Origin of the sequence: Pseudoxanthomonas sp. JBR18 (genome assembly GCF_028198165.1) — a bacterium.
GTDB lineage: Bacteria > Pseudomonadota > Gammaproteobacteria > Xanthomonadales > Xanthomonadaceae > Pseudoxanthomonas_A.
Map to the genome: position 1 here is coordinate 204,823 of NZ_CP116339.1, position 26,032 is coordinate 230,854.

Below are 26,032 nucleotides of genomic sequence, written 5' to 3' on the forward strand. Positions count from 1 at the left end.
GTCACTGCGGCAGCGCCTCGGCGACGATCCGCGCCAGTTCGCCGGACTCGTGCAGCTCCAGCGTGATGTCGCAGCCGCCGATCAGCTCCCCATGGATGAACAACTGCGGGAAGGTGGGCCAGTTGGAGAAGCGCGGCAGGTTGGCACGCATCTCTGGCTCTTCGAGCACGTTGATCGCGCGCAGGCGGTCGGCGCCGGCTTCGAGCAGGGCCTTGACCGCGCGGCTGGAATATCCGCACATGGGAAATTCCGGCGTGCCCTTCATGAAAAGCACCATCGGATGGGTGTCCAGTTCCGCCTGGATACGTTCCAGCACCGGCATGTTGCGTTCTCCTGCTTTGACAGCATGCAAACTGTCGTCGAGTAAACTCACCGGCGCTTTCCATCGCCGCCGCCAGCGCCCAATTGTAAGCCTTCGCGCCCCGCTGCCGGCATCTGACTTCACCGCCAAGCCTCAAGGAATTCCGCCATGGCCATCGAACTCCCCGCCCTGCCGTACGACCGTACCGCCCTGGAACCGCACATTTCCGGCGAGACCATCGATTTCCATTACGGCAAGCACCACAAGACCTACGTGGACAACCTCAACAAGATGATCGAAGGTACCGAGTTCGCCTCGATGCCGCTGGAAGAGATCATCAAGAAGTCCCAGGGCGGCATGTTCAACAACGCTGCCCAGATCTGGAACCACACCTTCTACTGGAACTGCCTGTCGCCCAAGGGCGGCGGCGAGCCGACCGGCAAGCTGGCCGAGCTGATCAAGGCCGCCTTTGGTGACTTCGAGAAGTTCAAGGAAGAGTTCACCAAGACCGCCGTCGGCACCTTCGGCTCCGGCTGGGGCTGGCTGGTGCAGAAGAAGGACGGCAGCGTCGGCCTGGTGAGCACCTCCAACGCGGCCACCCCGCTGACCGGCGAGGACAAGCCGCTGCTGACCTGCGATGTGTGGGAACACGCCTACTACATCGACTACCGCAACGCCCGTCCGAAGTATGTCGAGTCCTTCTGGGCCTTGGTGAACTGGGACTTCGTGGCCAAGCAGCTGGCCTGATCGTCACCATCGCAGCAACGAAAAAGGCCGGGGCGACCCGGCCTTTTTCACGCGTGCCTCGTTCGTGCGTCCTGTGCCACGCACCAGATTCAGCGCAGCCTAATCACACGCCGGACAGGACCGCCACCACGGGCTGGACCTGGGCCTGACGCGACAGCGCTTCGCCCGCTGCCGCGACGACCGACGACAAGGCCTGTGGCGTATCGGCACGCAGCGTCGCGTGCCCGACCTTGCGTCCGGCGCGCGGCGACTTGCCGTAGTCGTGCCAATGCCCCCCCGGCTGTGACAGCACACCGTCGGCATCAGGCATTTCGCCCAACCAATTGAGCATGCAGGCATGGCCACGCATGGCCAACGCGCCCAGCGGCAGGCCGAGCACCGCGCGCAGGTGCGCCTCGAACTGCGAGACCTCCGCACCTTCGATGGTCCAGTGGCCGGAGTTGTGCACACGCGGCGCCATCTCGTTGGCCAGCAGCGTCTCGCCCTGGCAGAACAGCTCCAGCGCGAACACCCCGACGTAGTCGATCGCCTCGGCGACGCGGCGGGCGTAGTCGATGGCCTGGGCCTGCACGGCCGGACTGGCCTGCGCCGGGGCCAGGCTGGCCGACAGCACGCCGTCGACATGCCAGTTCTGGGTCAGCGGGAAGGCCTTGAATTCGCCATCGCGGCCGCGCACGGCCACCACCGACACCTCACGGTCGAACGCGACGAAGCCTTCGAGGATCAAGCCAACGGTCGAGGCCTGCGCGCCCAGCGCATCCCATGCCGCCTGCGCATCAGCAGGTGACTTGATCCGGAACTGGCCCTTGCCGTCGTAGCCGAAACGACGCGTCTTGAGGATGCAAGGCGTGCCGATCTCGACCAGCGCCACGTCCAGGTCCTCGCGAGAATCGATCGTGGCGAACGCCGGCACGGGGATCCCCAATTCACGGAACAGGGTCTTCTCCGACAGCCGGTCCTGGGCCACGCCCAGCGCGCGCGGGTTGGGGTACACCGGCACGCGCTCGGCCAGCCATTGCGCACTGCTGGCCGGCACGTTCTCGAAATCGAAGGTCACCACATCGACCTTGGACGCGAACTCCGCCAGCGCCGCTTCGTCGTCGAACCCGCCTACCTGCAGCGGCGCGCACTGGCCGGCGCAGGATTCGGCCGAAGGATCGAGCACGAGGAACTTCAGCCCCAGCGGGAGGCCCGCCAGCGCCAGCATGCGGGCCAGCTGCCCGCCGCCCAGGATCCCGACCGTGGTCATGAGCGCGGATCGTCCCGGTCCATTACGTCCTGTGTCTGCCTGGCGCGGAAGGTGTCCAGTGCTTGCGCCACGACCGGCTCGTGCGGCGCCAGCATTGCGGCGGCAAACAGCGCGGCATTGGCCGCACCGGCGTTGCCGATGGCGAAGGTCGCCACCGGGATGCCGGCCGGCATCTGCACGATGGACAGCAGCGAATCCATGCCATTGAGCGCCTTGGACTGCACCGGCACGCCCAGCACCGGCACGGCGGTCTTGGCGGCGATCATGCCCGGCAGGTGCGCGGCGCCGCCGGCGCCGGCGATGATCGCGCGCAGACCGCGCCCAGCGGCCGCTTCGGCATACGAGAACAGCACGTCCGGCGTGCGATGCGCAGAAACGACTTTCACTTCGTAGGCGACACCCAGCGCATCGAGCTTCTGCGCGGCGTGCTGCATGGTCTCCCAATCCGAACGCGAGCCCATCACGATGCCCACGTGCGGCGCTGACTGGTTGGCGGTCATTGGCCGTCCACGGCTGCAAAACGATATTCTAGCGATCTTGATCGCCAACGGACCTTTCATGGACCGCAAACTGCTCGACATCCTGTGCTGCCCCGTCTCGCGCCAACCGCTTGGACCGCTGGAGGCACGCGGCCTGGACGCGCTCAACCGCGCCATCACCGCCGGCACGCTCAAGCGCATCGACGACACCGCGCAGGCCGAGCCGCTGAAAGAAGCCCTGGTCACCCGCGACCGCAAGACCGTGTACCGCGTCGAGGACGGCATCCCGGTGCTGCTGCCGGAGGAAGGCCTGGCCACCGTGCAGGTCGCCGACTTCCCAGCGTGAGCACCGCCGCGGCCCCGCTGCCACCGCCCGAGGCGGTGATCCTGGACGATGTCCGCCGCGCCCTGGCCGAGGATCTCGGGCCCGGTGACGTCACCGCCGCGCTGCTGCCCGACAACGCCGATGCCGCTTACCTGCTGTGCAAGCAAGAAGCGGTGATCTGCGGGCGGCCATGGTTCGATGCCTGCCACCAGCTGCTCGACCCCGAGGTCGCCATCGATTGGCGCGTGAGCGAAGGCCAGCGCGTGGCCGCCGGCACCGTGCTGGCGACGCTGCAGGGCCGCTCGCGCACACTGGTCAGCGCCGAGCGCACCTCGCTCAACTTCCTGCAGACCCTCAGCGGCGCGGCCACGACCACTGCGGCCTATGTCGATGCCGTGCGCGGCACCGGCACGCGCATCCTCGACACCCGCAAGACCATTCCCGGCCTGCGCCTGGCGCTGAAGTACGCGGTGCGCTGCGGTGGCGGCGACAACCACCGCATCGGCCTGTTCGACATGGTCATGCTCAAGGAGAACCATGTCCGCGCCGCCGGCGGCATCGCCGCCGCCATGCGGGCCGCGCGTGCCCTGCACCCTGACCTGCCGCTGGTGGTCGAGGTCGAATCGCTGGACGAGCTGCGACAAGCGCTGAGCCTGGACTGCACCCGGATCATGCTTGACGACTTCAGCCCCGAACTGCGCCGCGAAGCGGTGCGCATTGCCGCCGGCCGCGTGCCGCTGGAAGTCTCCGGCATGGTCGACCTGAGCACCGTGCGTGCTGTCGCCGAAGACGGCGTGGACTGCATTTCCATCGGCGCTTTGACCAAACACGTCCAGGCCGTGGACCTGTCGCTGAAACTGGGACCGCCGCCCGCCTGATTTCACGGGCGCTGGGCGGCGAGTCTGCGAGCGTGAAGCGCATCGCACGCAGGGGATGAGCTCACACGATGGATCGACGCCGGTTGGCCGCCCTGACCCTGGGCCTGCTCATGCTGGGAAGCGGGTCCGCCGCGGCCATCGAGGTCTGCGATGCCCCGCCCCGCTACGGCCTGAGCCAGGCGGCGATCAACATCGTGCGCGCCACCTGCGAGGAGCACCGCCTGTGGGGGCGCCCCTTCTTCGACCCGCAAGGCCATGTTGCCAGCCTGGGCGTGACCGAGGCCGAGCGCGAAGACCTGACCGATCATGGTGTGATCGCCTGGCAACGCGTGGCCCGCTACTGGCGCGAGAGCGGCACGCTGGCCCAGATCGGCGGCGAGCCCGGCGCCGCCAGCTGCTGGTCCATGCCCGGCAATCGCGCGACCGACAGCGACTGCCGGGCGTTCGTGGTGGACACGCCGTGGTCGGCAGCCTTCGTCTCCTGGATCATGACTCGCGCCGGCATTGCCAACTTCTTCCGATCGCCGCGCCACATCGACTACATCCGCGCCGCATGGCGCGACACGGCGGGAACCGGGCCGTATCGCTATGCCGACCCCGCCACGGAGAAACCCGCCCCCGGCGACCTGCTCTGTTTCATCCGTGGCCGCGACCAGGCGTTGGGCTACGCCGGGCTGACGGCTGCGCTGGCCGGTCCGGGCCCTGTCCCGTCAGAGTCGCACTGCGAGATCGTGGTCGCGGCCAACCTCGGGGGCGACCGTACCCTGCACCTGATCGGCGGCAACGTGCTCAACACGGTGATGATGCGGGCCCTGCCGCTGGATCGCGGCGGGCACGTAATCCTGCCAGCCCCGCTCACACCCATTCCTAACAGCGGCGGCGCCCTGCCTGCGGACCGTCAATGCCTGCCCTCGCAGCCGGATCAGTGCGACTTCAACCGGCAGGACTGGGCCGTGCTGTTGCAGCTGCGCCCACAGGAGGTACCCGTCGCCGAGGCGCCGTCCGGCCCGGAACTTCCAACAGCTCCCGCTGGAGGGGAGCCCATGCCGGCCGCCCCGGTGACACCGGCCGAGACCGTCACGCCCCCTTGAAATCAGCGCCGTCATCCACGGCTGCCACACCCCGCCGCCAGCCGGTAAAGTCGCGCGATGGAACCCATCCTCCTGCTGATCGCCGCCGGTGCCGTGTTCGGCTGGTGGAACGCCGCCCGCGCCGCGGCCGAACGCGCCACCGAAGTGGGCCGCAATGCCTGCTCGGCCGCAGGCGTCCTGTGGCTGGACCAGAGCGTGCATGCCGCCGGCGTGCGTTTGCGCCGCCGCGAGGACGGACGCCTGGGCCTGGAGCGCAGTTTCCGCTTCGACTATTCCTACGACGGTGCCGAACGCCATACCGGACGCTTGGTCCTGCACGGGGACCGACTGGTGTCGTTCGTCGGCCCGGCGCGACCGGACAACACCGCTGAGTTCAGGACCCTGCACTGACCGGCGCCAGCGGCTGACGGCGCAGGTCTCAGCGCGGCTGGTCGCCACCCCACTGCCAGCCGGGCTTTTCGCCTTTCCAGCGGCAGACCAGGATCAGGACCACCGTGGCACCAGCAGCGCACGCGTAGAACGCCATCGGGTGACGCGCGGGCGGGAGCAACGCCCCGCAGGCCAGCAGGGCACCGACGTACAGCGCCAGCGTCGCCCAGCCCTGCCACGCCACCGGCAACCCCCATCCCCAACCATATCGCTTGGCGGGAAACCAGAACCTGTGCTCTGCATGCATGACTGAGCCTCGCTGTCCTGCCAGCGCGTCCTAACCGGACTGCGGCTTACTTGACGACCCGCAAGTGCGGGCGCTTGGCCGGTGGCGGCGCATCGTCATCGGGTGAGGGCGCGTCGGGCGTCGGCGGTTCGTCATCGTCCGAAGGACCGCCCGGCCCGGTCCCGATGTCCTCGGGCAGGGCCATGCCCTGCCCGGTCTCCCGCGCATAGATCGCCAGCACGGCGGAAATCGGGACATTCACCGGATAGCTGACGCCGCCGAAGCGGGCGCTGAAGCTCACCGTGAGGTTGTCGATCACCAGGTGCGCCACGGCCCGCTGGGCGATGTTCAGCACCACGCGCCCTTCCTTCACGGCACTGGCGGGCACCTGCACACCCGCCTGCGTGGCATCCACCAGCAGGTGCGGGGTCATGTCGTTGTCGGCGATCCATTCGGCCAGGGCCCGCAGCAGGTACGGACGATGGCTGGTCATCTGAGGGACGTCTTCGGTCATGGGGCCAGTTTAACCGGCCCGACCGCAGGAGACCGTCGTTTCACGTCATGCGCGACCCATAAAGGACGCCGCCAACGGCTCAGGCCGGCAGGTCGCGCAGCTTGCGCTCCTGCTCGGTCAGGCTGCGGGCGAATCCCGGGTTGCGGAAGATCCGGTTGCCATAGTCCTCGATGACCTTGCCATCCTTCGGCAAGCCCACGTCCAGCGACTGCAGACGCCAGATGATCGGGGCCATCGCGCAATCGGCCAGGCTCATCTCAGGATTGAGGAAGAACTTGCTGGCCTTGAACAGCGGCACCGAGGCGGTCAGCAATTCCTTGAGGCGCTTGCGGCCTGCATCGGCCTGGGCCTTGTTGCCCAACTGGATGGCCTGCACCTGCGGCACCCAATCCACCTCGATGCGCAGCATCGCCAGGCGCAGGCGCGCGCGCGACAGCGGATCGACCGGCATCAGCGGCGGATGCGGATAGCGCTCGTCGAGGTACTCGCTGACCACCGAGGCGGCGTAGAGCGTCAGGTCGCGCTCGACCAGGGTCGGCACCGAATGGTAGGGATTGAGATCGATCAGATCCTCGGGCGGATTCTGCGGATCGACCGGAACCAGATCGTAACTGACGCCCTTGGCGGCCAGTACCAACCGCACGCGGTGGCACAACACGTCATCGACGGAGGAAAACAGCGTCAGGGTGTTTCGCATGCGGGCACTCGTAACCTTTATCAGACCGATCCAGCGGCCGGACTCCCGGCCGCGCCACTGCTCAGGCTGGGTGCCTGGCTGCGCGTGCCGGACGAGCCGGTTTCACGCGACGTACTCGAACATAACAGCTGCCCACGGATTTGCGCACCCCTGCAGGAGCCCGCGCACCAGCCTCAATGGACGTCCTTCCAGAATTCCTTCTTCAACAGGTAGGCCAACAAGGTCAGCGCCACCAGGAACAGGATCACCCACACGCCCATGCTTTGACGCTTGAGCGCGGCCGGCTCGCTGGCGTACTGCAGGAAATTGGTGATGTCGCGAACGCTGCGGTCGAATTCGGCCGGGCTCTCGGTGCCCGGCGACACCAGCTTCAAGGTCTCGACCGGCTTTTCCTTGGTCTGCGGATCCTCCGGCCCGTACTCGGCATGCTGCAGGCCCTGCAGCTCCCACAGCGGGTTGGGCATGGAGGCGTTGGGGAACAGCTTGTTGTTCCACCCCAGCGGGCGCGACTCGTCCAGGTAGAAGGACTTGAGGTAGGTGTAGATCCAGTCGGGCCCGCGCACGCGTGCGATCAGGCTCAGGTCCGGCGGCATCTTGCCGAACCACTTGGCCGCCCCGTCATGCGGCATCGCCACCTGCACCTGCTGGCCCACGGGCGCGCCGGTGAAGTTGAGGTTGTCCATCACCTGGTCCTCGGTCAGGCCCAGGTCCGAGGCCATGCGCGAGTAGCGCAGGTACTTGAGCGAGTGACAGCCCGAGCAGTACCCCATGAACAGCTTGGCGCCACGTTGCAGCGAAGCCGTATCGCCCAGGTCGTTGCCCGCCTGCTGGGTGGCTCCACCCTCGGCCGCCAGCAGCGATGCACTCATGAGCAGGCCGGCGACCAGTGCGGCCAGCTGCGGGAAGAAGCGCTTAGTCATGCGTACTCACCCGCTCGGGCACCGGCTTGGTGCGTTCCAGTCCAAAGAACGTATAGACCCACAGGAAAATGAAGAACCCGAAGTAGCAGCAGGTCAGCACGCGCCCGATGTAGGTCTCCATGATGTCCGTGCCGGGACCCGAGCCAATCTTGCCCAGGTAGATGAAGCTGAACGCGAACACGCCCAGCGCGATCTTGTAGGCCAGCCCGCGGTAGCGGATGGAGCGGACCTTGCCGCGATCCAGCCAGGGCACGGTGAACAGGATGGCGATGGCCGAGAACATGACCAGTACGCCGCCCAGCTTGTTGGGCACCACCCGCAACATTGCGTAGTAAGGCGTGTAGTACCAGACCGGCTTGATGTGCTCGGGCGTCACCAGGCGGTTGGCCTCGGTGAAGTTGTCGTGCTCCAGGAACAAGCCGCCGAAGGCCGGCGCGAAAAAGATGATGAACGCCCCGATCACCAGCAGGAAGCCCACGCCCACCAGATCCTTGACCGTGTAATACGGGTGGAAGGGGATGGTGTCGATCGGCGCCAGCTTGCTCCAGCGGTTGCCTTTGGGCCCGTGCTTGGTGTCCACGCCCTGCGGATTGTTGGAGCCCACCTCGTGCAGCGCACCCAGGTGCAGCACCACCAGCAGCAACAGGACCAGCGGCAGCGCGATCACGTGCAGGGCGAAGAAGCGATTGAGCGTGGCGTCACTGGGCAGGTAGTCGCCCATGATCCATTCGGTCAGCCCCTGCCCGATCACCGGGATGGCGCCAAACAGCGAGATGATCACCTTGGCGCCCCAGAAGGACATCTGGCCCCAGGGCAGCACGTAGCCCATGAAAGCCTCGGCCATCAGCACCAGATAGATCAGCATGCCCAGGATCCACACCAGTTCGCGCGGCTTCTGGTAGCTGCCGTACATCAGCCCGCGGAACATGTGCAGGTAGACCACGATGAAGAACAGCGAGGCGCCGGTGCTGTGCATGTACCGGATCAGCCAGCCCCACTCGACATCGCGCATGATGTACTCGACCGAGGCGAAGGCCTCGGCCGCGCTGGTCTTGTAGTTCATCGTCAGGAAGATGCCGGTGACGATCTGGTTGACCAGGATCAACAGGGCCAGCGAGCCCATGTAGTACCAGAAGTTGAAGTTCTTCGGCGCGTAGTACTCGCTCATGTGCTTGCGATACATGGGCATCAGCCCCGGCGCACGCGCGTTGAGCCAGTCGAAGGCGCCGGTGGCCGCCCGCGAGATCACGTTGGACATCAGGCAGCTCCTTCCGGATCGACGCCAATGATGATGGTGTTGTCGTCCTGATAGTGGTGCGGTGGCACCAGCAGGTTGATCGGCGCCGGCACGCCCTGGAACACCCGCCCGGACATGTCGAAGCGCGATTTGTGGCAGGGGCAGAAGTAGCCGCCCTTCCATTCCGGGTCGAACGGCTCGGGCCGGATCTCGGCGATGATCTCCGGCGAGCAGCCCAGGTGGGTACACAGGCCCACCAGGACCGAGATCTCCGGCTTGATCGAGCGCAGCTCGGGATTGCCCTTGAGCACGTAGGCCGGCTGCTGGTCCTTGTTCTCCGACTCCGGGTCGCGCAGACGCGGATCCAGCGTCGGCAGCGCATCCAGGATCGCCTTGGACCGCTTGACCACCCAGATGGGCTGGCCGCGCCATTCCAGGACCATGCGCTGGCCCTCCTGCAGTCCGGTGATGTCGGCGGTCACTGGCGCACCGGCCAGCTTGGCCCGGGCACTGGGGTTCCACGATTTGATGAACGGGACGGCGAGGAATCCTGCACCCACGGCACCGACGACTGCGGTGGTGGCCGTCAGGAACCGGCGGCGCCCCGCATCCACGGGCATTGAGACCTCGTCATTGGCCATCCGTTACTCCGCGAAGCGTCTTGAGGTAGCTGTCTGGCTGCCTGGATGGGGCCTGTGAAAGACCGTCATCGCAAGAGCGCGGCCGAGTCTAACTGAATAAAAAATTGCGTCACAACAAACCCTTTTCCATCAATGACTTGCAACTTCAATCGTCGACTCGAAGTGTATTGCAGTGCAGCAGCCGTTCAGCGAGCGCCCACCGTTCCCAGGTTGGATCGGTAGCGCGTGGCCAGGACACCAACGCGCTGCACGTAACGCTGGGTCTCGGCATACGGTGGCACCCCGCCGTTGCGGTCGACCGCCCCTTCGCCAGCGTTGTAACCCGCTGCGGCCAGGGTCAGGTCGCCGTTGTAACGCTTGAGCAGGAAGGCCAGGTACTTCACGCCGCCGCGGATGTTCTGGGCCGCGTCGTAGGCATCGGCGACCCCGAAGCGGGCCGCCGTCGCGGGCATGAGCTGCATCAGGCCCATCGCCCCGGCATGCGAGAGCGCCAGGGGGTTGAACGAGGACTCGGCATGGATGATGGCCCGCACGATGGCCTCTTCCACGCCGTATTCGCGGGCCGCCGAGGCGATCTCGCTCTCATAGGCCACGGTGTTGAGCCGTACCGCGCCGAAATCCACGCCCGGGTTGCCGCAGGCGTAGCAGGTCTCGATATAGCTGTAATGGATCGTGCGCAGGTTGCTGACCGCCACGCCGCGCGGCCTGGCGCTGGTGTAGTTGCGTACGCCGTCCTTGATGAACGAGTAGACCTGCCCGCTGACCACCCGCTGCGGATGCGCGGCGGCGGGCTTGGGCGCCACGGCCACGGCTGCCGGTGCAATCGTGCTCGTGGGAGCCGACTCCGCCTTGGGCGCGGCCTTGGGTGATGGCGCCGGTGGCGATGCGGAGACGCGCGCCGCCTTGCGGTTCGGCGCGGGGCGATACTGGCTGACGACCGTGCAGCTGGTCCCGGCGATGCGCTTGCTGACGTAGGCCGGCACGCCATCTGCGCCGACGCACTTGTACAGGGTGCCGGCGCTGGCCGGCAGCGCGACCAGCGATGCAGCGATCATCCCCAGTCGCAGCCATCCCCTCATGGCGCGAAGTGTCCCAGCTTATCAAGGACTTAACAAGCGATTCATCTGGAATTCCGCGCTGACTTTCGGGAAGCGCATCCCGCAACCGGACCAGCCGGAAGTTCCGCGCCCGGAAGCGCGGGAGCCCTGTTGGCCAAGCTCGCTTCCACGCCGTCCACCCGGCGCGAAGACCGCGCCGGACCGCCCGCAACCCGATAAACTAGGCGGCTTTCCCGCCCACCCGACTGGATTAAGCGCCATGACCGGGACGCCAGACGTCACCACGCCCCTCGCGGGCGACACCCCCCTCGTGCCCCTTCCCGGCCAGCGCAAAGCGCCGGCTAACGTGCGCGGCAAGCTGTACATCAAGACCCACGGTTGCCAGATGAACGAGTACGACTCGGCCAAGATGGCCGACGTGCTGGCCGACGCCGAGGGCCTGGAGTTGACCGACAGGCCCGAAGAGGCCGACGTCATCCTGGTCAATACCTGCTCGATCCGCGAGAAGGCGCAGGAAAAGGTCTTCAGCCAGCTCGGCCGCTGGAAGGAATTCAAGACCGGCGGGCGTGAGGTCATCATCGGCGTCGGTGGCTGCGTGGCCTCGCAGGAGGGCGAAGCCATCGTCAAGCGCGCGCCTTACGTGGACCTGGTGTTCGGCCCGCAGACCCTGCACCGCCTGCCCGAGCTGATCCGCGCGCGCCGCGAGCAGAACAAGCCGCAGGTGGACATCAGCTTCCCGGAGATCGAGAAGTTCGACGCCCTGCCGCAGCCGCGTGCCGAGGGGCCCTCGGCGTTCGTCTCGATCATGGAAGGCTGCAGCAAGTACTGCAGCTTCTGCGTGGTGCCCTACACCCGCGGCACCGAAGTCAGTCGTCCCTTCGAGGACGTGCTGGTGGAAGTGGCGCAGTTGGCCGCCCAGGGCGTGCGCGAGATCAACCTGCTCGGCCAGAACGTCAATGCCTATCGCGGTCCGTATGGCGAGGACGGCGAAGTGGCCGATCTGGGCATGCTGATCCGCACGATCGCCGAAATCGACGGCGTGGGCCGCATCCGCTTCACCACCTCGCATCCGCTGGAATTTTCCGACTCGCTGGTCGATGCGTACCGCGATGTGCCGCAGCTGGCCAACTACCTGCACCTGCCGGTGCAGGCCGGCAGCGACCGCATCCTCAGCGCGATGAAGCGTGGCTACACCGCACTGGAGTTCAAGTCCAAGATCCGCAAGCTGCGCGCGGTGCGCCCGGACATCTCGATCAGCTCGGACTTCATCGTCGGTTTCCCCGGTGAGACCGATGCGGATTTCGAGAAGACCATGAAGCTGATCGAGGACGTGGGCTTCGACCAGAGTTTTTCCTTCATCTACTCGCGCCGCCCCGGCACGCCGGCCGCCGACCTGGAGGACACTACCAGCGACGCGGACAAGCACGCCCGCCTGTCGCGCCTGCAGGCCCGCATCAATGCGTTTGCCGCGAACATCTCGCAGAAGATGGTTGGCAGCGTGCAGACCGTGCTGGTCGAAGGGCCGTCGCGCAAGAATCCCAACGAGCTGACCGGCAAGACCGAGAACATGCGCTCGGTGAACTTCCCGGCGCCGGCGCGACTGATCGGCCAGTTCGTCGATGTGGTGATCACCGAGGCGCTGAGCAACTCGCTGCGGGGTCGCGTGGTCACGCCGCTGGACGACGCCGCGTGACCGCGCGCATCAATCGCGACACCCGGTTGTGCATGTCCCTGTCGGCACGGCCGGGCAACTTCGGCACCCGCTTCCAGAACTATCTCTACGAGGCGCTGGGCCTGGACTACGTCTACAAGGCGTTTTCCACCACCGACCTGGCCGGCGCGATCACCGGCATCCGCGCCCTGGACATCCGCGGCTGCGCGGTGTCCATGCCGTTCAAGGAGGCCTGCATTGCGCTGATCGACGGCCTGGAGCCGTCCGCGGCGGCGATCGACTCGGTCAACACCATCGTCAATACCGGCGGCGTGCTGCGTGGGCACAACACCGATTACGCCGCCGTAGCCTCGCTGATCGCCGACAGCGGACTGTCCACCCGCACATGCGTCGCCCTGCGCGGCAGCGGCGGCATGGGCAAGGCCGTGGCCTGCGCCCTGCGCGATGCCGGCTTTGCCGACGGCACCATCGTGGCCCGCAACGCCGTGGCCGGGCAGCGCCTGGCGCGCCAGGCCGGCTGGGCGTGGGCAGCCGACATGGGCGGCGTGTCAGCCAGCCTGCTGGTCAACGTCACTCCGGTCGGCATGGACGGAGGTCCGGAAGCGGGCCAGTTGGCCTTCACCGAGGCCGAGGTGGCCGCCGCCGACCTGATCTTCGACGTGGTCGCCATCCCGGTGGAAACCCCGCTGATCCGTCTGGCACGTGCGCTGGGCAAGCCGGTGATCACCGGCGGCCAGGTGATCGTGCTGCAGGCGGTGGAGCAGTTCGTGCTGTACACCGGCGTACGCCCGGACCAGGCCCTGATCGCCAAGGCCGCCGCGCACGCGCTGGCCTGAGACTCGACGCACTCGATCAAACCCTCATCCAGCGTTGCACGCCGGGCCTGCGCGTGCAGGCATCGGTCGCCCGATGCTGACGAAGGTTCCCGTGCCGATCAGCACATGCCTGCGGCACCGCGACCGCACAGACTCGGCGACAACGCCTCTCGGCCAGCTGCCACGCCGCCATGCTCACGCAGGCGGCCATTTGCCCTGACGCCCCTGATGGCATCAAAAGCGAACTTCCCCCCTGGTGTTGCCTGATCCATGAAACCGCATTCCCCGTTCCGCGAGGTGGGTTGGTTCCTCGTCTGGCTGGCTGCACTGAGCGCCCCGACATGCGCTTTCATCGTCCACCTGGGCAGCCAGCCGCCGATGATGTCGCGAATGCTCATGTGGTGCCCGGGCACCGCGGCATTGCTCGCCTGCCTGATCTGCCGGCGTGATCCACGCACGCTTGGCTGGCACTGGCCTGCTGGCCGCTTCATGGCCCTGGCCTACTTCCTGCCGTGGCTGTATGCGATCCCGGTCTACGTGCTCACGTGGTGGATGCTCCCGGGCGCCTTTGATTGGCAGCTCTATGCCTCGCCACTGGCCGAGCAGTACCACGTTGCCTCACATCCGGATGCCTTTGCAGCGCTGTTTGGCATCCCGACCACGATGACCTTGCTCGTGATCAGCACATTCGCCTGGGCGCTGGGCGAGGAGATTGGCTGGCGCGGCTTCCTGGTGCCACGGCTCTACCCACGATTGGGGCTGGCCGGCACCAGCGTGGCCAGCGGGCTGCTCTGGGCCGTCTGGCATTACCCCAGCCTGCTGGGCGCCGACTACAACGCCGGCACGCCCCCAGTCTATGCCGTGGGATGCTTCACGGCGCTGGTGGTGGCACTGTCTTTCATGATGACCTGGCTACGCATGGCGTCCGGCAGCATATGGCCTTGCGTCATGCTGCACGCAGCGCATAACACGCTGATCCAAGCGGTATTGGACAGCATAACCGCCGAGCACGGAACTGCCGCCTATGTCACCACTGAATTCGGCGCCGGCACTGCACTGGCCGCCTGGGTCATCGTGGCCGCACTGCTTGCAAGGATCCGTGCCAACCGCACACCCGAGCTCCAAGGCAGGTCTGCGCGCTGATCGCCTGGGCCGCCGCGCACGCGGACGGATCAGCGCCTGGCGCGCATCCGCGGCGCGGGTGCGGGCGACACGCCCTCCGCGCGCAGGCTGTCCACTAGCGAGAAGACCCAGGGCCGCAACGCCACCAGCATGCCGACGCTGCGCCGACGCTCCGGCGGCAGGCTGACATCCAGTTCGGCGGCTTCCTTGAAATCGGCCACCAGCTTGTCCAGCTTGCGCCGCAGCGTGGCGGCTGAGGCCTCGCCCAGCTCGCGGATCTCCAGCGCGAAATGCGCCTGCGCCGCGGCGAAATCGTCCTTCAGGAATTCATGGCTGGCCATCTGCAGGTAGCGCGCGCGCACCGGGCCGTCGTCGCGCCAGGAGAAATCGCGCGGCACCCGCAGGCGCACGTGGTCACCGGGCAGCAGCTCCAGCAGTCGCAACCGGTCCAACTGCGCGAGCAGCCGCACCAGTTCGGTCGGCTTGAGCCCGTAGCCTTCGCCGATGGCCGCGGTGCGCCAGCCCTGGCACAGCAGGTGGAACACCGTCATCAACCGCGGCTCGGCGGCCAGCGAGTGCTCCTGGTGCAAGGTGAGGTGGCGGCGCGATTCCCGCGTGCCCCGGGCACTGCGCGCCAGGTCGAAGAAATCGATGTCCAGCACCTCGCAGATCTGCTCCAGGCGGGTCAGGTCCATGCGTCCGCTGGACAGCACGCGCTTGATCGTCGGCTCGGACACGCCCAGAGCAGCGGCCAGGTCGGCGTAGCGCCAGCCCCGCTCCTTGAGCAGGCGCTTGAGCGCAATCAGCAGGCGTTCGCGGTCGGCCATGGCGGTGGAGGCTCGATGCAGGAAGACGCTAGGGATCATATTCCGATACTTGATGGGCCGTGATTGCGCATGGCGATGCCCGAGCGTGACGGTGGACGCTCCTCTCGCGACCAAGTCCGCGCCCATGTCCGCCCTGCCCGCCTCCGTGCCGCCACCGGCCCAGTTGCTCAACGATGTCCACGCCCGCCTCAACCCCACCCGCGCACGCGTGCTGCGGCCTGGCAATGCGGCCGAGGCCTGCGAGACCGTCCGCGCCAGCGCGCGGGCCGGTCTGCCGCTGATCGCCGCCGGTGCCCGCCACGCCATGGGGGGACAACAGTTCCTCAGCGACGGGCAGGTGCTGGACACCTCGGCGCTGGATCGGGTGATCGCCTTCGACAACGCCCGCGGCCTGGTCACGGTCGAAGCCGGCATCCGCTGGCCGGCCCTGCTGGCCTGGCTGGCATCGTGTCCAGACAATACGGCGGGCTGGACGATCCGCCAGAAACAGACCGGCGCGGACGACTTCAGCCTGGGCGGTGCGCTGGCGGCCAACGTGCACGGGCGCGGCCTGTGCCTGGCCCCGTTCGTGGAAGACGTGGAAGACCTGGTGCTGCTCGACACCGACGGCCACTGCGTGCAGAGCAGTCGCAGCCAGCGCCCGGACCTGTTCGCCCTGGTCGCAGGCGGCTACGGGCTGTTCGGCCTGGTGGTGCAGCTGACCCTGCGCCTGACCCCAAGACGGACCCTGCGCCGCCAGGTCTCGCTGGCGCGCGTGGGTGGACTGCAGCGCGCGTTCGAGGACGCGATCGCCCAGGGCTGCACATTTGGCGATTTCCAGTTCGCGATCGATCCGCGCAGCGAGGATTTCCTCGACCTGGGCTTGCTGTCCTGCTACCGCCCGGTCGAGGGTGTCGAGCCCGGCGCACCGCGCCACCTGCAGGCCGAGGACTTCGCGCGACTGCTGTTGCTGGCGCATCACGCCCCCTCCCGGGCCTTCGACGAATACGCCGATTTCTACCTGGCCACCGACGGCCAGCACTACGCCAGCGATGCCCAGCAGAGCGGCGTGTACCTGGATGGCTATCACGCAGCGGTCGATCGCAGCCTGGGCCACTGCGGATCGGAAATGATCACCGAGCTGTACGTGCCGCGCGGCGCGCTGGCCGGCTTCATGGGACGCGCCGCCGACAGCCTGCGCCGCCACCAAGCGCAGCCGATCTACGGCACCGTGCGCCTGATCGAGCGCGACCCGACCAGCGTGCTGGCCTGGGCGCGACAGGACTGGGCCTGCGTGGTGTTCAACCTGCACGTGCAGCACGGCCCGGCCGGCGTGCAGACCGCCGCGGTCGCGTTCCGCGCCTTGATCGACGACGCCTTGTGGTTTGGTGGCAGCTATTACCTGACCTATCACCGCTGGGCCACCCGCGAACAGGTGCAGGCCGCGCATCCGCGCTTCGCGGAATTCCTGCGCGCCAAGCGTGCGCTCGACCCGCAGGAACGCTGGCAAAGCGACTGGTATCGCCATCACCTGGCCCTGGTGGGGCGCTGAGGTGCGCATGTCGACCTCGCTGCTGCTGGCCGCCGCCGCCGTGCGTCAGGCCCGCACGGACCCCACGCCGGGCGCCCAACACAACGCCGCCCTGGCCCGCGCCTGCCTGGAACGTGCAGGCAAGACCGGGCGGCACCTGCTGCATGCGGTCGACACCGCCCCGGGGCGCGGTCTGCTGCGCCTGGTCGAAGCCGGCTGCCTGCCCGGCATCTGCGCGCACTACGCCTGGCGCAAGCGCCGGATCGGCCAGTGGGCCGCGCAGGCCTGCGCCGACGGCGTGCGCCAGGTGTTGATCCTGGCCGCGGGCCTGGACGGGCTGTCGCAACGGCTGCTGGCTCAGACGCCCGCATTGCGCGTGTTTGAGTTCGACCGCGCCGACACGCTGGCGCTCAAGCGCGACGCCCTGCGGACGTTGGGCCTGGACGATCCATGCCTGCACCTGTGCCCGGGCGAACTGGGCGCGGTGCCGTTGGCGCGCTGGCAACGCGACCTGCCTGGCTTCGTGCCTGAACAGCCCACGCTGGTGATCGCCGAGGGCGTGCTGATGTACCTGCCGCTGGAGGCGGCGCAGACGCTGCTGCGCCAGCTCGCCCGGGCCCTGCCCGATGCGCGCCTGATCGCCACCGCCATGGATCTGCGACCCGATGGCGCGCCCGGTTTCGCCCGCCAGCGGCCCTGGGTGCGCACCTGGCTGGGGCGGCGCGGCGAGCCCTTCCGCTGGGGCGCGCCGCGCCAGGCCTTGCCCGGCCTGCTGGGCCACGGTGGCGTGCGCCTGGCCGCGATCGCCGAGCCCGGTGACCCAGACGATCCCGACCCCGCACCGGGTGAATGGGTGTTCCGCGGAGACCTGACGCATCCGCACCACAGCGTTCCGGCCGCCCCCGCACACGCCCGACTCAGGGCGCCCGCGCTACCCTAGACGGTCTATGACCAAGCACCATCACGATTTCACCCTCGACCCCTACGACACCGAGCAACTGGCCAACCTGGCCGGGCCATTCGACGCGCACCTGCGCCAGATCGAATTGAAGCTGGGCGTGGAAATCTCCAACCGCGGCAACGTGTTTCGCGTGGAAGGCCCGGAAAAGGCCGCGCGCGCCACCGAGCAGTTGCTGCGCGCGCTCTATGCCGAGGCGGCCACCGAGGTCTTCGACGCCGATGCCATTCATTTGCGCATGAACGAGGCCAACCTGGAGCACCTGGCCAGCGATGGCTACGCGCCGCAAGAAGTGGCGATCAAGGTCAAGCGCGGCACCGTGCGCGGGCGCGGCCCCAACCAGGCCGCCTACTTGCACGCCATCGCCACCCACGACATCAATTTCGGCATCGGCCCGGCCGGCACCGGCAAGACCTTCCTGGCCGTGGCCATGGCCGTGGAGGCGCTGAACGAGGCCCGCGTGCAACGCCTGATCCTGGTGCGCCCGGCGGTGGAGGCCGGCGAGAAACTGGGCTTCCTGCCCGGCGACCTGAGCCAGAAGGTCGATCCCTACCTGCGCCCGCTCTACGACGCGCTGTACGAGATGCTGGGCGTGGAAAAGGTCGCCAAGCTGCTGGAGAAGAACGTCATCGAGATCGCGCCACTGGCCTACATGCGCGGGCGCACGCTCAACGATGCGTTCGTGATCCTGGACGAGGCGCAGAACACCACCATCGAGCAGATGAAAATGTTCCTGACCCGCATCGGCTTCGGCAGTACCGCGGTGGTCACCGGCGACATGAGCCAGACCGACCTGCCCAAGCACATCCGCTCCGGCCTCAAGGACGCCACCGAGGTATTGCGCGGCGTGGAGGGCGTGTCCTTCAGCTTCTTCGGCGCGCGCGACGTGGTGCGCCATCCGCTGGTGGCGCGCATCGTGCGGGCTTACGATGCGCGCGATGACAAGTCCGGCGATGCCGATCCGGCGTGAGTTGAGTTCGACATGACCCAAGGTCCCATCCATCTGCAGGTCGCGGTCAGCTACGCGCTGCCGCGCGCCGGCCTGCCCGCCGCCGTGTCTTTCCGCAAATGGGTCGCCGCCGCGCTCAAGGGCCGCATCCGTGAGGCCGACCTGGCCATCCGCATCGTGGATGCCAAGGAAGGGCGTTCGCTCAATCGCCACTACCGCGGCAAGGACTACGCGACCAACGTGCTGTCCTTCCCCGGCGAGATGGACCCGGAAATCAAGCTGCCCAAGGGGGTGACCCTGCCCTTGTTGGGCGACCTGGTGATCTGCGCGCCGGTGGTGGCGCGCGAGGCCCGCGACCAGGACAAAGCACTGGCCGCGCACTACGCCCACCTGACCGTGCACGGCACCCTGCACCTGCTGGGCTGGGATCACGAGGACGACAAGGAAGCCGAGGCCATGGAACAGCTGGAACGCGAGATCCTGGCCGAGTTGGGCATCGACGACCCCTACGCGTCCGAGCACGGGGCATGACCGTGCGGGTCAATGCCGCCTGCGTGGCGGCCGCTCTGATCCTGTGCTCCGGCCTGGCGTCGGCCAGCGCACCCGCACCCACCCCCGCGGACACCGCTGACAAGACGGCAGCGCCTGCCGCGCCCGACCTGCCGGCCCTGATCGAGTGCCGCCGGGAGATCGCCGATTTCCTCAAGCTCGACCCGGCCGTGCACGATCCACTCAAGGCCGTGGCCCTGGGCTGGAAGCCGCTGCCGCAGGTCAACCCGTTCATGACCGAATTCGAGCTGACCGCGCCGATCACGGTGTTCGGCCACCCGACCCGCCACATCGCCTTTTCCGGCGACAGCGTCATGGCGATCCTGGACCTGCCCGACCCGCGCCCGCTGGCCCATCAACTCCAGTTGGAGACCGGGATCGACACGCCCGCCAAGGCGATCTTCGGCAAGCAGCTGCGCGCGACCGAGCGGTTCGATCCGGACAGCGGCCAGACCCTCATCCAGGCGATCATCCTCAACGTCTCCAACGTGGCCACCCACCCGGGCAAGACCCTGGTCGGCTGCAGCTACAACCTGGACACCGAAGGTCCGGAACCGGAGCCCGCCAGCCCGCCTCCGGCAGCGGCCAACGCCGTGCCAAACGCCGACTGAGACCCTCGACCGGACGTCAAAACCGTTCTGCTAGACTGCCGGCCACGCCCGCTGTTTGACGGGTGCCTTCACCCCACCAATGTCAGAAGACGACAGTACAACCGCGTCGGAACTTCCCGAAAAACGGCGCAGCTGGCTCGACCGTTTGAGCCATGCGTTCTCAGGCGAGCCTGAATCCCGCGAGGACCTGCTCGCGCTGCTGCGCGATGCCCAGCACAACGGCCTGCTGGAGGCCGATACCTTCACGATGATGGAAGGCGCCATGTCGGTCGCCGAACTCACCGTGGGCGATGTGATGGTCTCCCGCTCGCAGATGGTATCGCTGGCGCAGGACACCCCCTTCGTGGAACTCATGCACCAGGTGGTCGAATCCGGCCACTCGCGCTTCCCGGTGCATGGGGACAACAAGGACGAGATCCTGGGCATCCTGCTGGCCAAGGATCTGCTGCGCGGGGTGGTCGACAAGGGACCGCAGAGCGTGCGCGAACTGCTGCGCCCGGCGGTGCTGATCCCCGAGTCGAAGAAGCTCAACGTCCTGCTCAAGGAATTCCGGCTCTCGCGCAACCACATGGCCATCGTGGTGGACGAGTACGGCGGCGTGGCCGGCCTGGTCACCATCGAGGACGTGCTGGAACAGATCGTCGGCGAGATCGACGACGAGCACGACGAGGCCGAGGACGAAGCCTCGCTGATCGCCGCGCAGGCCGATGGCCAATACGTGGTCGATGCGCTGACCCCCATCGAGGACTTCAACGAGCGCTTCGGCGCCGACTTCCCCGATGACGAATATGACACGGTCGGCGGCCTGGTCACCGACGCGATCGGCCACCTGCCCGAAACGGGCGAGGAACTGACGCTGGGACGTTTCGAGTTCCGCGTGGCCCGCGCGGACGGGCGTCGCGTGCACGCCTTCCACGTCGGCATCTTGTCAGACACCTGATGCGGCGACTGCATGCCCTGCTGGCACGCATCGCGTGCGCGCTGCTGCTGGCGCTGCTGGCCGGCACGGCGGTGGCCGCGCCGCGCATCGGGGTGATGACGATGCAGCCGGGCGAGGTGTTCTTCGAGCGCTTCGGGCACGACGCGTTGGTGGTGGCCGATCCGCAGACCGGTCAGGCGACCTCGTACAACTTCGGCTTCTTCGACCCGGACGAGCCCGGTTTCCTGGGCCGCTTCATTGACGGCAAGATGATGTACTACCTGGTCGCGCTGCCGCTGCAGCAGGACCTGCAGACCTATCGCGAGGAGGGCCGCGGGGTCTCGATCCAGTGGCTGGACCTGACGCCCGAGCAGGCCGATGCACTGGCCTATTCGCTAGCCTGGCGCGCGCAGCCGCAGAACGCGCGTTATCCCTACGACTACTTCACCAGCAATTGCGCTACCCAGGTCCGCGATGCGATCGACGCGGTGATGCGCGGCGCGTTGAAGAAACAACTGGCCGGGCGCTCGCGCGGCAATACCTACCGCAGCGAAGCCGTGCGTCTGGCCTCGCCGGCGTGGTGGATGTGGATTGGCTTCGACCTGGGCTTCGGCCCGTACGCCGACCAGCAGCTCTCGCGCTGGACCGAGTCGTTCGTGCCCATGCGCCTGGCCCAGGCCCTGGCCCAGGTAAAGAACACCGAAGGCCGGCCGCTGGTCCAACAGACCCAGCAGCTGCTGCCGCACCGCATCGCCCCCGAGCCGCCGGAAACCGCGCGACGCTGGTGGCCGTGGCTGTGCATCGGGGTGGCAATCACCATCGCACTGGTCGCCCTGGGGCGCCGCCACCGGCGCGCGGTGGCGGCCTTCGCCCTGCCGTTCTGGCTGCTGTGCACACTGGCCGGCGCGTTGATGCTGTTCATCTGGTTCGGCTCGGGCCACGTGGCCGGCTGGGCCAACCGCAACCTGCTGCTGTTCAATCCGCTGTGCGTGCTGCTGCTGTGGCCGTCGGTGCAGCTGCTGCGTGGGCGCCCGCTGCGGCGCTGGCAGGGCTGGCTGTTGCGGGCGGTGGCGGTGATCGCGGTGCTGGCGTGGATGCTGCACTGGTTTCCGTTTGGCCAGCAGAACAACGTGGCCTGGGTCGTGCTGATGCTGCCGATCCATCTGGCGATTGCATACGTATTCACTGGGCAACGCGGCTTGTCGCGCTGATCCACGCGGGCGAGCATGCCGGTCCACTCCAGCCGGACCACCCGTCATGCTGCGTCTGTTGACCGCCCTGTTGCTGTTCTGTTCGCCGCTGGCCGCCTGGGCGGTCGTGCACGTCGACTCGCCTGGCAAGGTACTTTCAGTCCAAGTCGACACTGATCCTGACGGCCGGCCCAGCTACATGGTGCTGCGCCACGGCAAGCCCCTCATTGCGCCCTCGCGGCTGGGCTTCCTCCTGGTCGACGCGCCCAAGCTGGACCGCAACCTGGTGCTGGGCACGCCGGTCACGCGCACGTTCGATCAGACCTGGGAGCAGCCCTGGGGCGAGCGCCGCGTCATCCGCAACCACTACAACGAGCTGCGCGTCACCCTGACCGAAAAAGTCGCGCCCGGGCGTCATTTCGACGTGGTGTTCCGCGTCTACGACGATGGCGTGGGCTTGCGCTACGACGTCCCCGATCAGCCGAACCTCAAGGACGTGCGCATCGGTCAGGAGCTGACCGAGTTCAACATCGCCGACGAGGCCACCGCGTGGTGGATCCCGGCCTTCGAATGGAATCGCGCCGAGTACCTCTACCACCGCACGCCGGTCGAGGAGATCGGCGATGCGCAGACCCCGCTCACGCTGCGCACGAGCGACGGCCTGCACCTGTCCATCCACGAGGCCGCCCTGGTCGACTACGCCGGCATGAACCTCACCCGGGTGGAGGGGCGGCGCCTGCGCGCGGCGCTGACGCCGGGCAGTGGCGGCCAAGCGCCGGTCGAGCGGACCGCGCCCTTCCATACCCCGTGGCGCACGCTGCAGGTGGGCGAACGCGCCGGCGACCTGGTCGAATCCAGCCTGATCCTCAACCTCAACGAGCCCAACACGCTCGGCGACGTGTCCTGGTTCAAGCCGATGAAATACGTCGGGGTGTGGTGGGAGATGCACCTGGACAAGAAGACCTGGGCCTCCGGGCCCAAGCACGGGGCGACCACCGCCAACGTGATGCGCCATATCGACTTCGCGGCCAAACATCATCTTGGCGGGGTGCTGGTGGAAGGCTGGAACCTGGGCTGGGACGGCGACTGGTTCGGCAACGGCGAGGACTTCGACTTCCTCAAAGCCTACCCCGACTACGACCTGCGCAAGCTGGCCGCTTATGCCAAGTCCAAGGGTGTGCATCTGATTGCGCACAACGAGACCTCGGGCAACGCGGCCCACTACGAGACGCAGCTCGAAGACGCCTTCGCGCTATACCAGTCGCTGGGCATCGATGCAGTCAAGACCGGTTACGTGGCCGATGCGGGCCAGGCCAAGGTGATCGGCCGCGACGGCAAGCGCCACTACGCCTGGCACGAAGGCCAGGACATGGTCCGCCACTACCAGCATGTGGTCGATGTGGCCGCCGAGCACCACATCGCGGTGGATGCGCACGAACCGGTCAAGGCCACCGGCCTGCGCCGCACCTATCCCAACTTCGTGGCCCGTGAAGGCGCGCGCGGCATGGAATACAACGCCTGGGGCAACCCCGGCAATCCGCCCGAGCACGAGGAGAACCTGGTCTTCACCCGCCTGCTGGCCGGGCCGATGGACTTCACGCCTGGCATCTTCAAGATGCAGACCAGGCCCGGTTCGCAAGTGTCCACCACGCTGGCCAAGCAGTTGGCGCTGTACGTGACGATCTACAGTCCGATCCAGATGGCCGCCGACCTGCTGGACCACTACGAAGCCAATCCAAAGCCCTTCAAGTTCATCGAAGACGTGGCCGTGGACTGGGATGAAACCCGCGTGCTCAACGGCGAGGTGGGCGACTACGTCACCATCGCGCGCAAGGAGCGCGGCGGCGAAGACTGGTTCCTGGGTTCGATCACCGACGAGCAACCGCGCACGCTGCAAACCAAGCTCGACTTCCTGACCCCGGGCAAGCGCTACACCGCGCAGATCTACCGCGACGGCCCGGATGCGGACTGGGCGAAGAACCCCGAGGCGATCGTGATCGAGCAGCGCGAGGTCACCAGCGCCGACACCCTCACGCTCAAGCTCGCCCCTGGCGGCGGACAGGCGATCCGCTTCGAGGCCGAATAGGCGCCCGGCTGGCGCGCGGTGGATCGCCCGGTCAGAATCGGGCGATCTTCGTTCATCACCGCGAGTCGTCCATGCCTGCACCCGCCCGCCTGACCGCTGCCCTCCTGCTGGCCCTGCTGCCGGCCTTCGCCGTGACCGCGGCCGACGCGGCCGGCAAGCCCTACCGCAGCGCGCAGCAGATCCTGGATGCCTCGCCGGACAGTGTCTGGCGCAAGCTGGATCCGGATCGCACGCTGTACATGGACCTGGACACCGGGCGGGTGGTGATCGAACTGGCGCCGCAATTCGCGCCCGAGCACGTCGGCAACATCCGCACGCTGGCGCATGAGCACTTCTGGGACGGCACCAGCATCTACCGCGCGCAGGACAACTTCGTGGTGCAGTTCGGTGACGTCGATGGCGAGGACCCGGCCAAGGCCAAGTCGCTTGGCTCGGCCAAGACCCATCTGCCGGCCGAGTTCAATCGCAGCGCGAAGGGGCTGGATTTCCAGAAGCTGCCCGACAGCGACGGCTGGGCCAAGGAAGTCGGCTTCGTCGATGGCTTCCCGGTCGGGCGCACCAGTCCGGACGGCACGGCGTGGCTGGCGCACTGCTACGGCACGCTGGGCGCGGGCCGCAACAACGCCGACGACAGCAGCATCGGCGCCGAGTTGTACGTGACCATCGGCCAGTCGCCTCGGCAGTTGGACGACAACATCACCGTGGTCGGCCGCGTGGTGAAGGGCATGGAACTGCTGAGCACGATCAAACGCGGCCCTGAGCCGATGGGCTTCTACACCGACCCGGCGCAGCGCACCCCGATCAAGTCGATCCGCCTGGCCAGCGACGTGCCGGTGGCCGAGCGCACGCCGCTGGAACTGCTGCGCACCGACAGCCAGACCTTCCGCGAGGTCGCCGAATCCAAGCGCAACCGCGTGGACGATTTCTACAAGCGCCCGGCCGGGCACATCGACCTGTGCAACGTGCCGCTGCCGGTGCGCACGCCCAAAGACTGATCAGCGCCTTGCGGCGCGCTGGCTGACCGCCACGCTGCCCAGGATCAGCGCGCCGGCCACCAGCATCGGCAGTGTGACCGCCTCGCCCAGCAGGGCCCAGGCGAACAGCGCGCCGAACAACGGCACCAGATAGGTCACCGTCGAAGCGGTGGCCGCGCCGACACGGTGAATCAGCCGGTAGTACAGCAGGAAGGCTAGGCCGGTGCAGACCACGCCCAGCGCCGTCACGCTGGCCCATGCGCCGGCGGACACCGCATGCGTGGGCCAGTGCGTCGCGGCCCACGGCGCCAGCAGCAGGGCCGCGCTGCCCAGCGTGGCGGCGGCCGAGGCCGCCGGCGGCAGGCCCTGCATGTGCCGGCGCACCAGGTTCACGCCCACCCCGTACAGCAGCGCGGCCGTGGCACCGGCCAGCACCGCGCCGCCGACACTCGCGCCATCGGCCTTGCCCAGCGCCAGTACCACCACGCCAACGAAGCCGGTCAGTAACGCCAGCGCGCGTCGCGTGCCGATCTTCTCCCCGAAGAACAGGGAGCCGACCAGCGCGGCGAACAGCACGGTCATCGCGTTGCAGATCGCGCCGATGGCCGCGGGCGAGCGCTGTGCGGCCCAGGCGAACAGCAGGAACGGCACCGCCGAGTTGATCAGCCCGATCAGGGCCAGCAACGGCCAGCGGCGGGTCGGGAACTGGGCGCGCGCCTTCCACAGGAACGGGGCCAGCACCAGCGCGCCCAGCGCCAGGCGCACTTCCACCAGTGCCGCAGCCCCGAACTCGCTGGCGGCGATGCGCATGAAGAGAAAGGAGCAGCCCCAGATCGCACCGAGCACGGTCAGGTCGATGGGGGTACGCCAGTCGCGGGTCGCGACCGGGCTCAGGCTGGGAGCGGCAGGCGTGGGCGTGGACATGTGGCATCGGCGGGAGTGGGGAAAGGCGCAGTGCGGCGGGACGGCCGCGACGCGCCAGGGCCGGCAACAGCGTGCGCGGACCGAGCGTGCCGTGCTCGCCGTTTCCGGACATCACAGAACGATGGCTATCCTCG

The 26,032-nt window shown here is 67.7% G+C and carries 29 protein-coding genes; 17 read left to right on the forward strand and 12 right to left on the reverse strand.

All coding sequences use genetic code 11. From position 1 onward, the window contains the following. Position 1: 1 nt before the first annotated feature. On the reverse strand, positions 2-322 hold the full coding sequence (gene grxD, locus PJ250_RS01110) for a Grx4 family monothiol glutaredoxin (RefSeq protein ID WP_271646722.1): 321 nt from the start codon (positions 320-322) through the stop codon (positions 2-4). A gap of 147 nt (positions 323-469) precedes the next feature. On the opposite strand from grxD, the gene PJ250_RS01115 reads away from it, so the two are divergent. Beyond that, positions 470-1,048: a superoxide dismutase gene (locus tag PJ250_RS01115; protein WP_271646723.1), complete on the forward strand. Its 579-nt coding sequence runs from the start codon at positions 470-472 to the stop codon at positions 1,046-1,048. Between the two features lie 103 nt (positions 1,049-1,151). Here PJ250_RS01115 and PJ250_RS01120 read toward each other — a convergent pair whose 3' ends face one another. Together PJ250_RS01120 and purE are read right to left on the reverse strand one after the other, a co-directional pair. Beyond that, a complete protein-coding gene (locus PJ250_RS01120; RefSeq protein WP_271646724.1) occupies positions 1,152-2,297 on the reverse strand; it encodes a 5-(carboxyamino)imidazole ribonucleotide synthase in 1,146 nt (381 codons plus the stop codon). Then, positions 2,294-2,797, reverse strand: coding sequence for a 5-(carboxyamino)imidazole ribonucleotide mutase (purE, locus tag PJ250_RS01125; RefSeq protein ID WP_271646725.1), 504 nt, complete (start codon positions 2,795-2,797; stop codon positions 2,294-2,296). Before purE ends, PJ250_RS01120 begins: the two co-directional genes overlap by 4 nt. 58 nt (positions 2,798-2,855) lie before the next feature. Here purE and PJ250_RS01130 point away from each other — a divergent pair, with 58 nt between their 5' ends. The 4 genes from PJ250_RS01130 to PJ250_RS01145 all read left to right on the forward strand — a co-directional run bounded on the left by PJ250_RS01130 (position 2,856) and on the right by PJ250_RS01145 (position 5,460). Further along, entirely contained in the window at positions 2,856-3,122 is a 267-nt protein-coding gene (locus tag PJ250_RS01130; RefSeq protein ID WP_271646726.1) for a Trm112 family protein, read from the forward strand. Beyond that, positions 3,119-3,979, forward strand: coding sequence for a carboxylating nicotinate-nucleotide diphosphorylase (gene nadC, locus PJ250_RS01135; RefSeq protein ID WP_271646727.1), 861 nt, complete (start codon positions 3,119-3,121; stop codon positions 3,977-3,979). The genes PJ250_RS01130 and nadC overlap by 4 nt, the downstream gene beginning before the upstream one ends. 68 nt (positions 3,980-4,047) lie before the next feature. Continuing rightward, positions 4,048-5,070 carry a DUF2272 domain-containing protein gene (locus PJ250_RS01140; protein WP_271646728.1) on the forward strand — a complete coding sequence of 341 codons (1,023 nt, stop codon included), beginning with the start codon at positions 4,048-4,050 and terminating at the stop codon, positions 5,068-5,070. Positions 5,071-5,127: 57 nt separating this feature from the next. Then, entirely contained in the window at positions 5,128-5,460 is a 333-nt protein-coding gene (locus tag PJ250_RS01145; protein WP_271646729.1) for a DUF3301 domain-containing protein, read from the forward strand. 28 nt (positions 5,461-5,488) lie between these two features. On the opposite strand, the gene PJ250_RS01150 is transcribed toward PJ250_RS01145, so the two are convergent. From PJ250_RS01150 to PJ250_RS01180, 7 genes are all read right to left on the reverse strand, one after another. Further along, positions 5,489-5,746 (reverse strand): hypothetical protein, encoded by a 258-nt coding sequence (locus PJ250_RS01150; RefSeq protein WP_271646730.1) that lies wholly within the window; start codon positions 5,744-5,746, stop codon positions 5,489-5,491. A gap of 46 nt (positions 5,747-5,792) precedes the next feature. Next, positions 5,793-6,239, reverse strand: a complete 447-nt coding sequence (locus PJ250_RS01155; RefSeq protein WP_271646731.1) for a ClpXP protease specificity-enhancing factor — start codon at positions 6,237-6,239, stop codon at positions 5,793-5,795. 79 nt (positions 6,240-6,318) lie between these two features. Continuing rightward, on the reverse strand, positions 6,319-6,936 hold the full coding sequence (locus tag PJ250_RS01160; RefSeq protein ID WP_271646732.1) for a glutathione S-transferase N-terminal domain-containing protein: 618 nt from the start codon (positions 6,934-6,936) through the stop codon (positions 6,319-6,321). A gap of 173 nt (positions 6,937-7,109) precedes the next feature. Next, on the reverse strand, positions 7,110-7,856 hold the full coding sequence (locus tag PJ250_RS01165) for a cytochrome c1 (protein ID WP_271646733.1): 747 nt from the start codon (positions 7,854-7,856) through the stop codon (positions 7,110-7,112). Continuing rightward, positions 7,849-9,114: a cytochrome b gene (locus PJ250_RS01170; protein ID WP_271646734.1), complete on the reverse strand. Its 1,266-nt coding sequence runs from the start codon at positions 9,112-9,114 to the stop codon at positions 7,849-7,851. Before PJ250_RS01170 ends, PJ250_RS01165 begins: the two co-directional genes overlap by 8 nt. Next, a complete protein-coding gene (gene petA / locus PJ250_RS01175) occupies positions 9,114-9,734 on the reverse strand; it encodes a ubiquinol-cytochrome c reductase iron-sulfur subunit (RefSeq protein WP_271646735.1) in 621 nt (206 codons plus the stop codon). Before petA ends, PJ250_RS01170 begins: the two co-directional genes overlap by 1 nt. A 185-nt stretch (positions 9,735-9,919) precedes the next feature. Next, positions 9,920-10,813: a lytic transglycosylase domain-containing protein gene (locus tag PJ250_RS01180; protein WP_271646736.1), complete on the reverse strand. Its 894-nt coding sequence runs from the start codon at positions 10,811-10,813 to the stop codon at positions 9,920-9,922. Positions 10,814-11,051: 238 nt separating this feature from the next. Between PJ250_RS01180 and miaB the strand changes: the two genes are divergently transcribed. The 3 genes from miaB (at position 11,052) to PJ250_RS01195 (ending at position 14,422) form a co-directional block, all read left to right on the forward strand. After that, positions 11,052-12,485: a tRNA (N6-isopentenyl adenosine(37)-C2)-methylthiotransferase MiaB gene (gene miaB, locus PJ250_RS01185; RefSeq protein ID WP_271646737.1), complete on the forward strand. Its 1,434-nt coding sequence runs from the start codon at positions 11,052-11,054 to the stop codon at positions 12,483-12,485. Further along, positions 12,482-13,300: a shikimate 5-dehydrogenase gene (locus tag PJ250_RS01190; RefSeq protein WP_271646738.1), complete on the forward strand. Its 819-nt coding sequence runs from the start codon at positions 12,482-12,484 to the stop codon at positions 13,298-13,300. Before miaB ends, PJ250_RS01190 begins: the two co-directional genes overlap by 4 nt. A 249-nt stretch (positions 13,301-13,549) precedes the next feature. After that, positions 13,550-14,422 (forward strand): CPBP family intramembrane glutamic endopeptidase, encoded by an 873-nt coding sequence (locus tag PJ250_RS01195; protein WP_271646739.1) that lies wholly within the window; start codon positions 13,550-13,552, stop codon positions 14,420-14,422. Between the two features lie 29 nt (positions 14,423-14,451). On the opposite strand, the gene PJ250_RS01200 is transcribed toward PJ250_RS01195, so the two are convergent. Beyond that, on the reverse strand, positions 14,452-15,228 hold the full coding sequence (locus PJ250_RS01200) for a helix-turn-helix domain-containing protein (protein ID WP_271646740.1): 777 nt from the start codon (positions 15,226-15,228) through the stop codon (positions 14,452-14,454). Between the two features lie 124 nt (positions 15,229-15,352). Here PJ250_RS01200 and PJ250_RS01205 point away from each other — a divergent pair, with 124 nt between their 5' ends. The 9 genes from PJ250_RS01205 to PJ250_RS01245 all read left to right on the forward strand — a co-directional run bounded on the left by PJ250_RS01205 (position 15,353) and on the right by PJ250_RS01245 (position 24,995). Further along, a complete protein-coding gene (locus tag PJ250_RS01205; RefSeq protein ID WP_271646741.1) occupies positions 15,353-16,759 on the forward strand; it encodes an FAD-binding oxidoreductase in 1,407 nt (468 codons plus the stop codon). 7 nt (positions 16,760-16,766) lie between these two features. Then, entirely contained in the window at positions 16,767-17,678 is a 912-nt protein-coding gene (locus PJ250_RS01210) for a class I SAM-dependent methyltransferase (protein WP_271646742.1), read from the forward strand. A 7-nt stretch (positions 17,679-17,685) separates the two neighbouring features. Then, on the forward strand, positions 17,686-18,666 hold the full coding sequence (locus PJ250_RS01215) for a PhoH family protein (RefSeq protein WP_271646743.1): 981 nt from the start codon (positions 17,686-17,688) through the stop codon (positions 18,664-18,666). Positions 18,667-18,678: 12 nt separating this feature from the next. Beyond that, positions 18,679-19,176 carry an rRNA maturation RNase YbeY gene (gene ybeY, locus PJ250_RS01220; protein WP_271646744.1) on the forward strand — a complete coding sequence of 166 codons (498 nt, stop codon included), beginning with the start codon at positions 18,679-18,681 and terminating at the stop codon, positions 19,174-19,176. Then, positions 19,173-19,805, forward strand: coding sequence for a hypothetical protein (locus PJ250_RS01225; protein WP_271646745.1), 633 nt, complete (start codon positions 19,173-19,175; stop codon positions 19,803-19,805). The genes ybeY and PJ250_RS01225 overlap by 4 nt, the downstream gene beginning before the upstream one ends. Before the next feature lie 79 nt (positions 19,806-19,884). Continuing rightward, complete coding sequence (locus PJ250_RS01230) at positions 19,885-20,745, forward strand: CorC family transporter (protein WP_271646746.1); 861 nt, start codon at positions 19,885-19,887, stop codon at positions 20,743-20,745. Continuing rightward, entirely contained in the window at positions 20,745-21,935 is a 1,191-nt protein-coding gene (locus tag PJ250_RS01235; RefSeq protein ID WP_271646747.1) for a lipoprotein N-acyltransferase Lnb domain-containing protein, read from the forward strand. Before PJ250_RS01230 ends, PJ250_RS01235 begins: the two co-directional genes overlap by 1 nt. Before the next feature lie 46 nt (positions 21,936-21,981). Next, positions 21,982-24,000, forward strand: a complete 2,019-nt coding sequence (locus PJ250_RS01240) for a glycoside hydrolase family 97 protein (RefSeq protein WP_271646748.1) — start codon at positions 21,982-21,984, stop codon at positions 23,998-24,000. 71 nt (positions 24,001-24,071) lie between these two features. Then, positions 24,072-24,995, forward strand: coding sequence for a peptidylprolyl isomerase (locus tag PJ250_RS01245; RefSeq protein ID WP_271646749.1), 924 nt, complete (start codon positions 24,072-24,074; stop codon positions 24,993-24,995). On the opposite strand, the gene PJ250_RS01250 is transcribed toward PJ250_RS01245, so the two are convergent. Beyond that, the gene (locus PJ250_RS01250; RefSeq protein WP_271646750.1) at positions 24,996-25,898 is read right to left on the reverse strand and encodes a DMT family transporter; all 903 of its coding nucleotides are present in this window, start codon (positions 25,896-25,898) and stop codon (positions 24,996-24,998) included. It lies immediately after the preceding gene. Between the last annotated feature and the right edge of the window lie 134 nt (positions 25,899-26,032).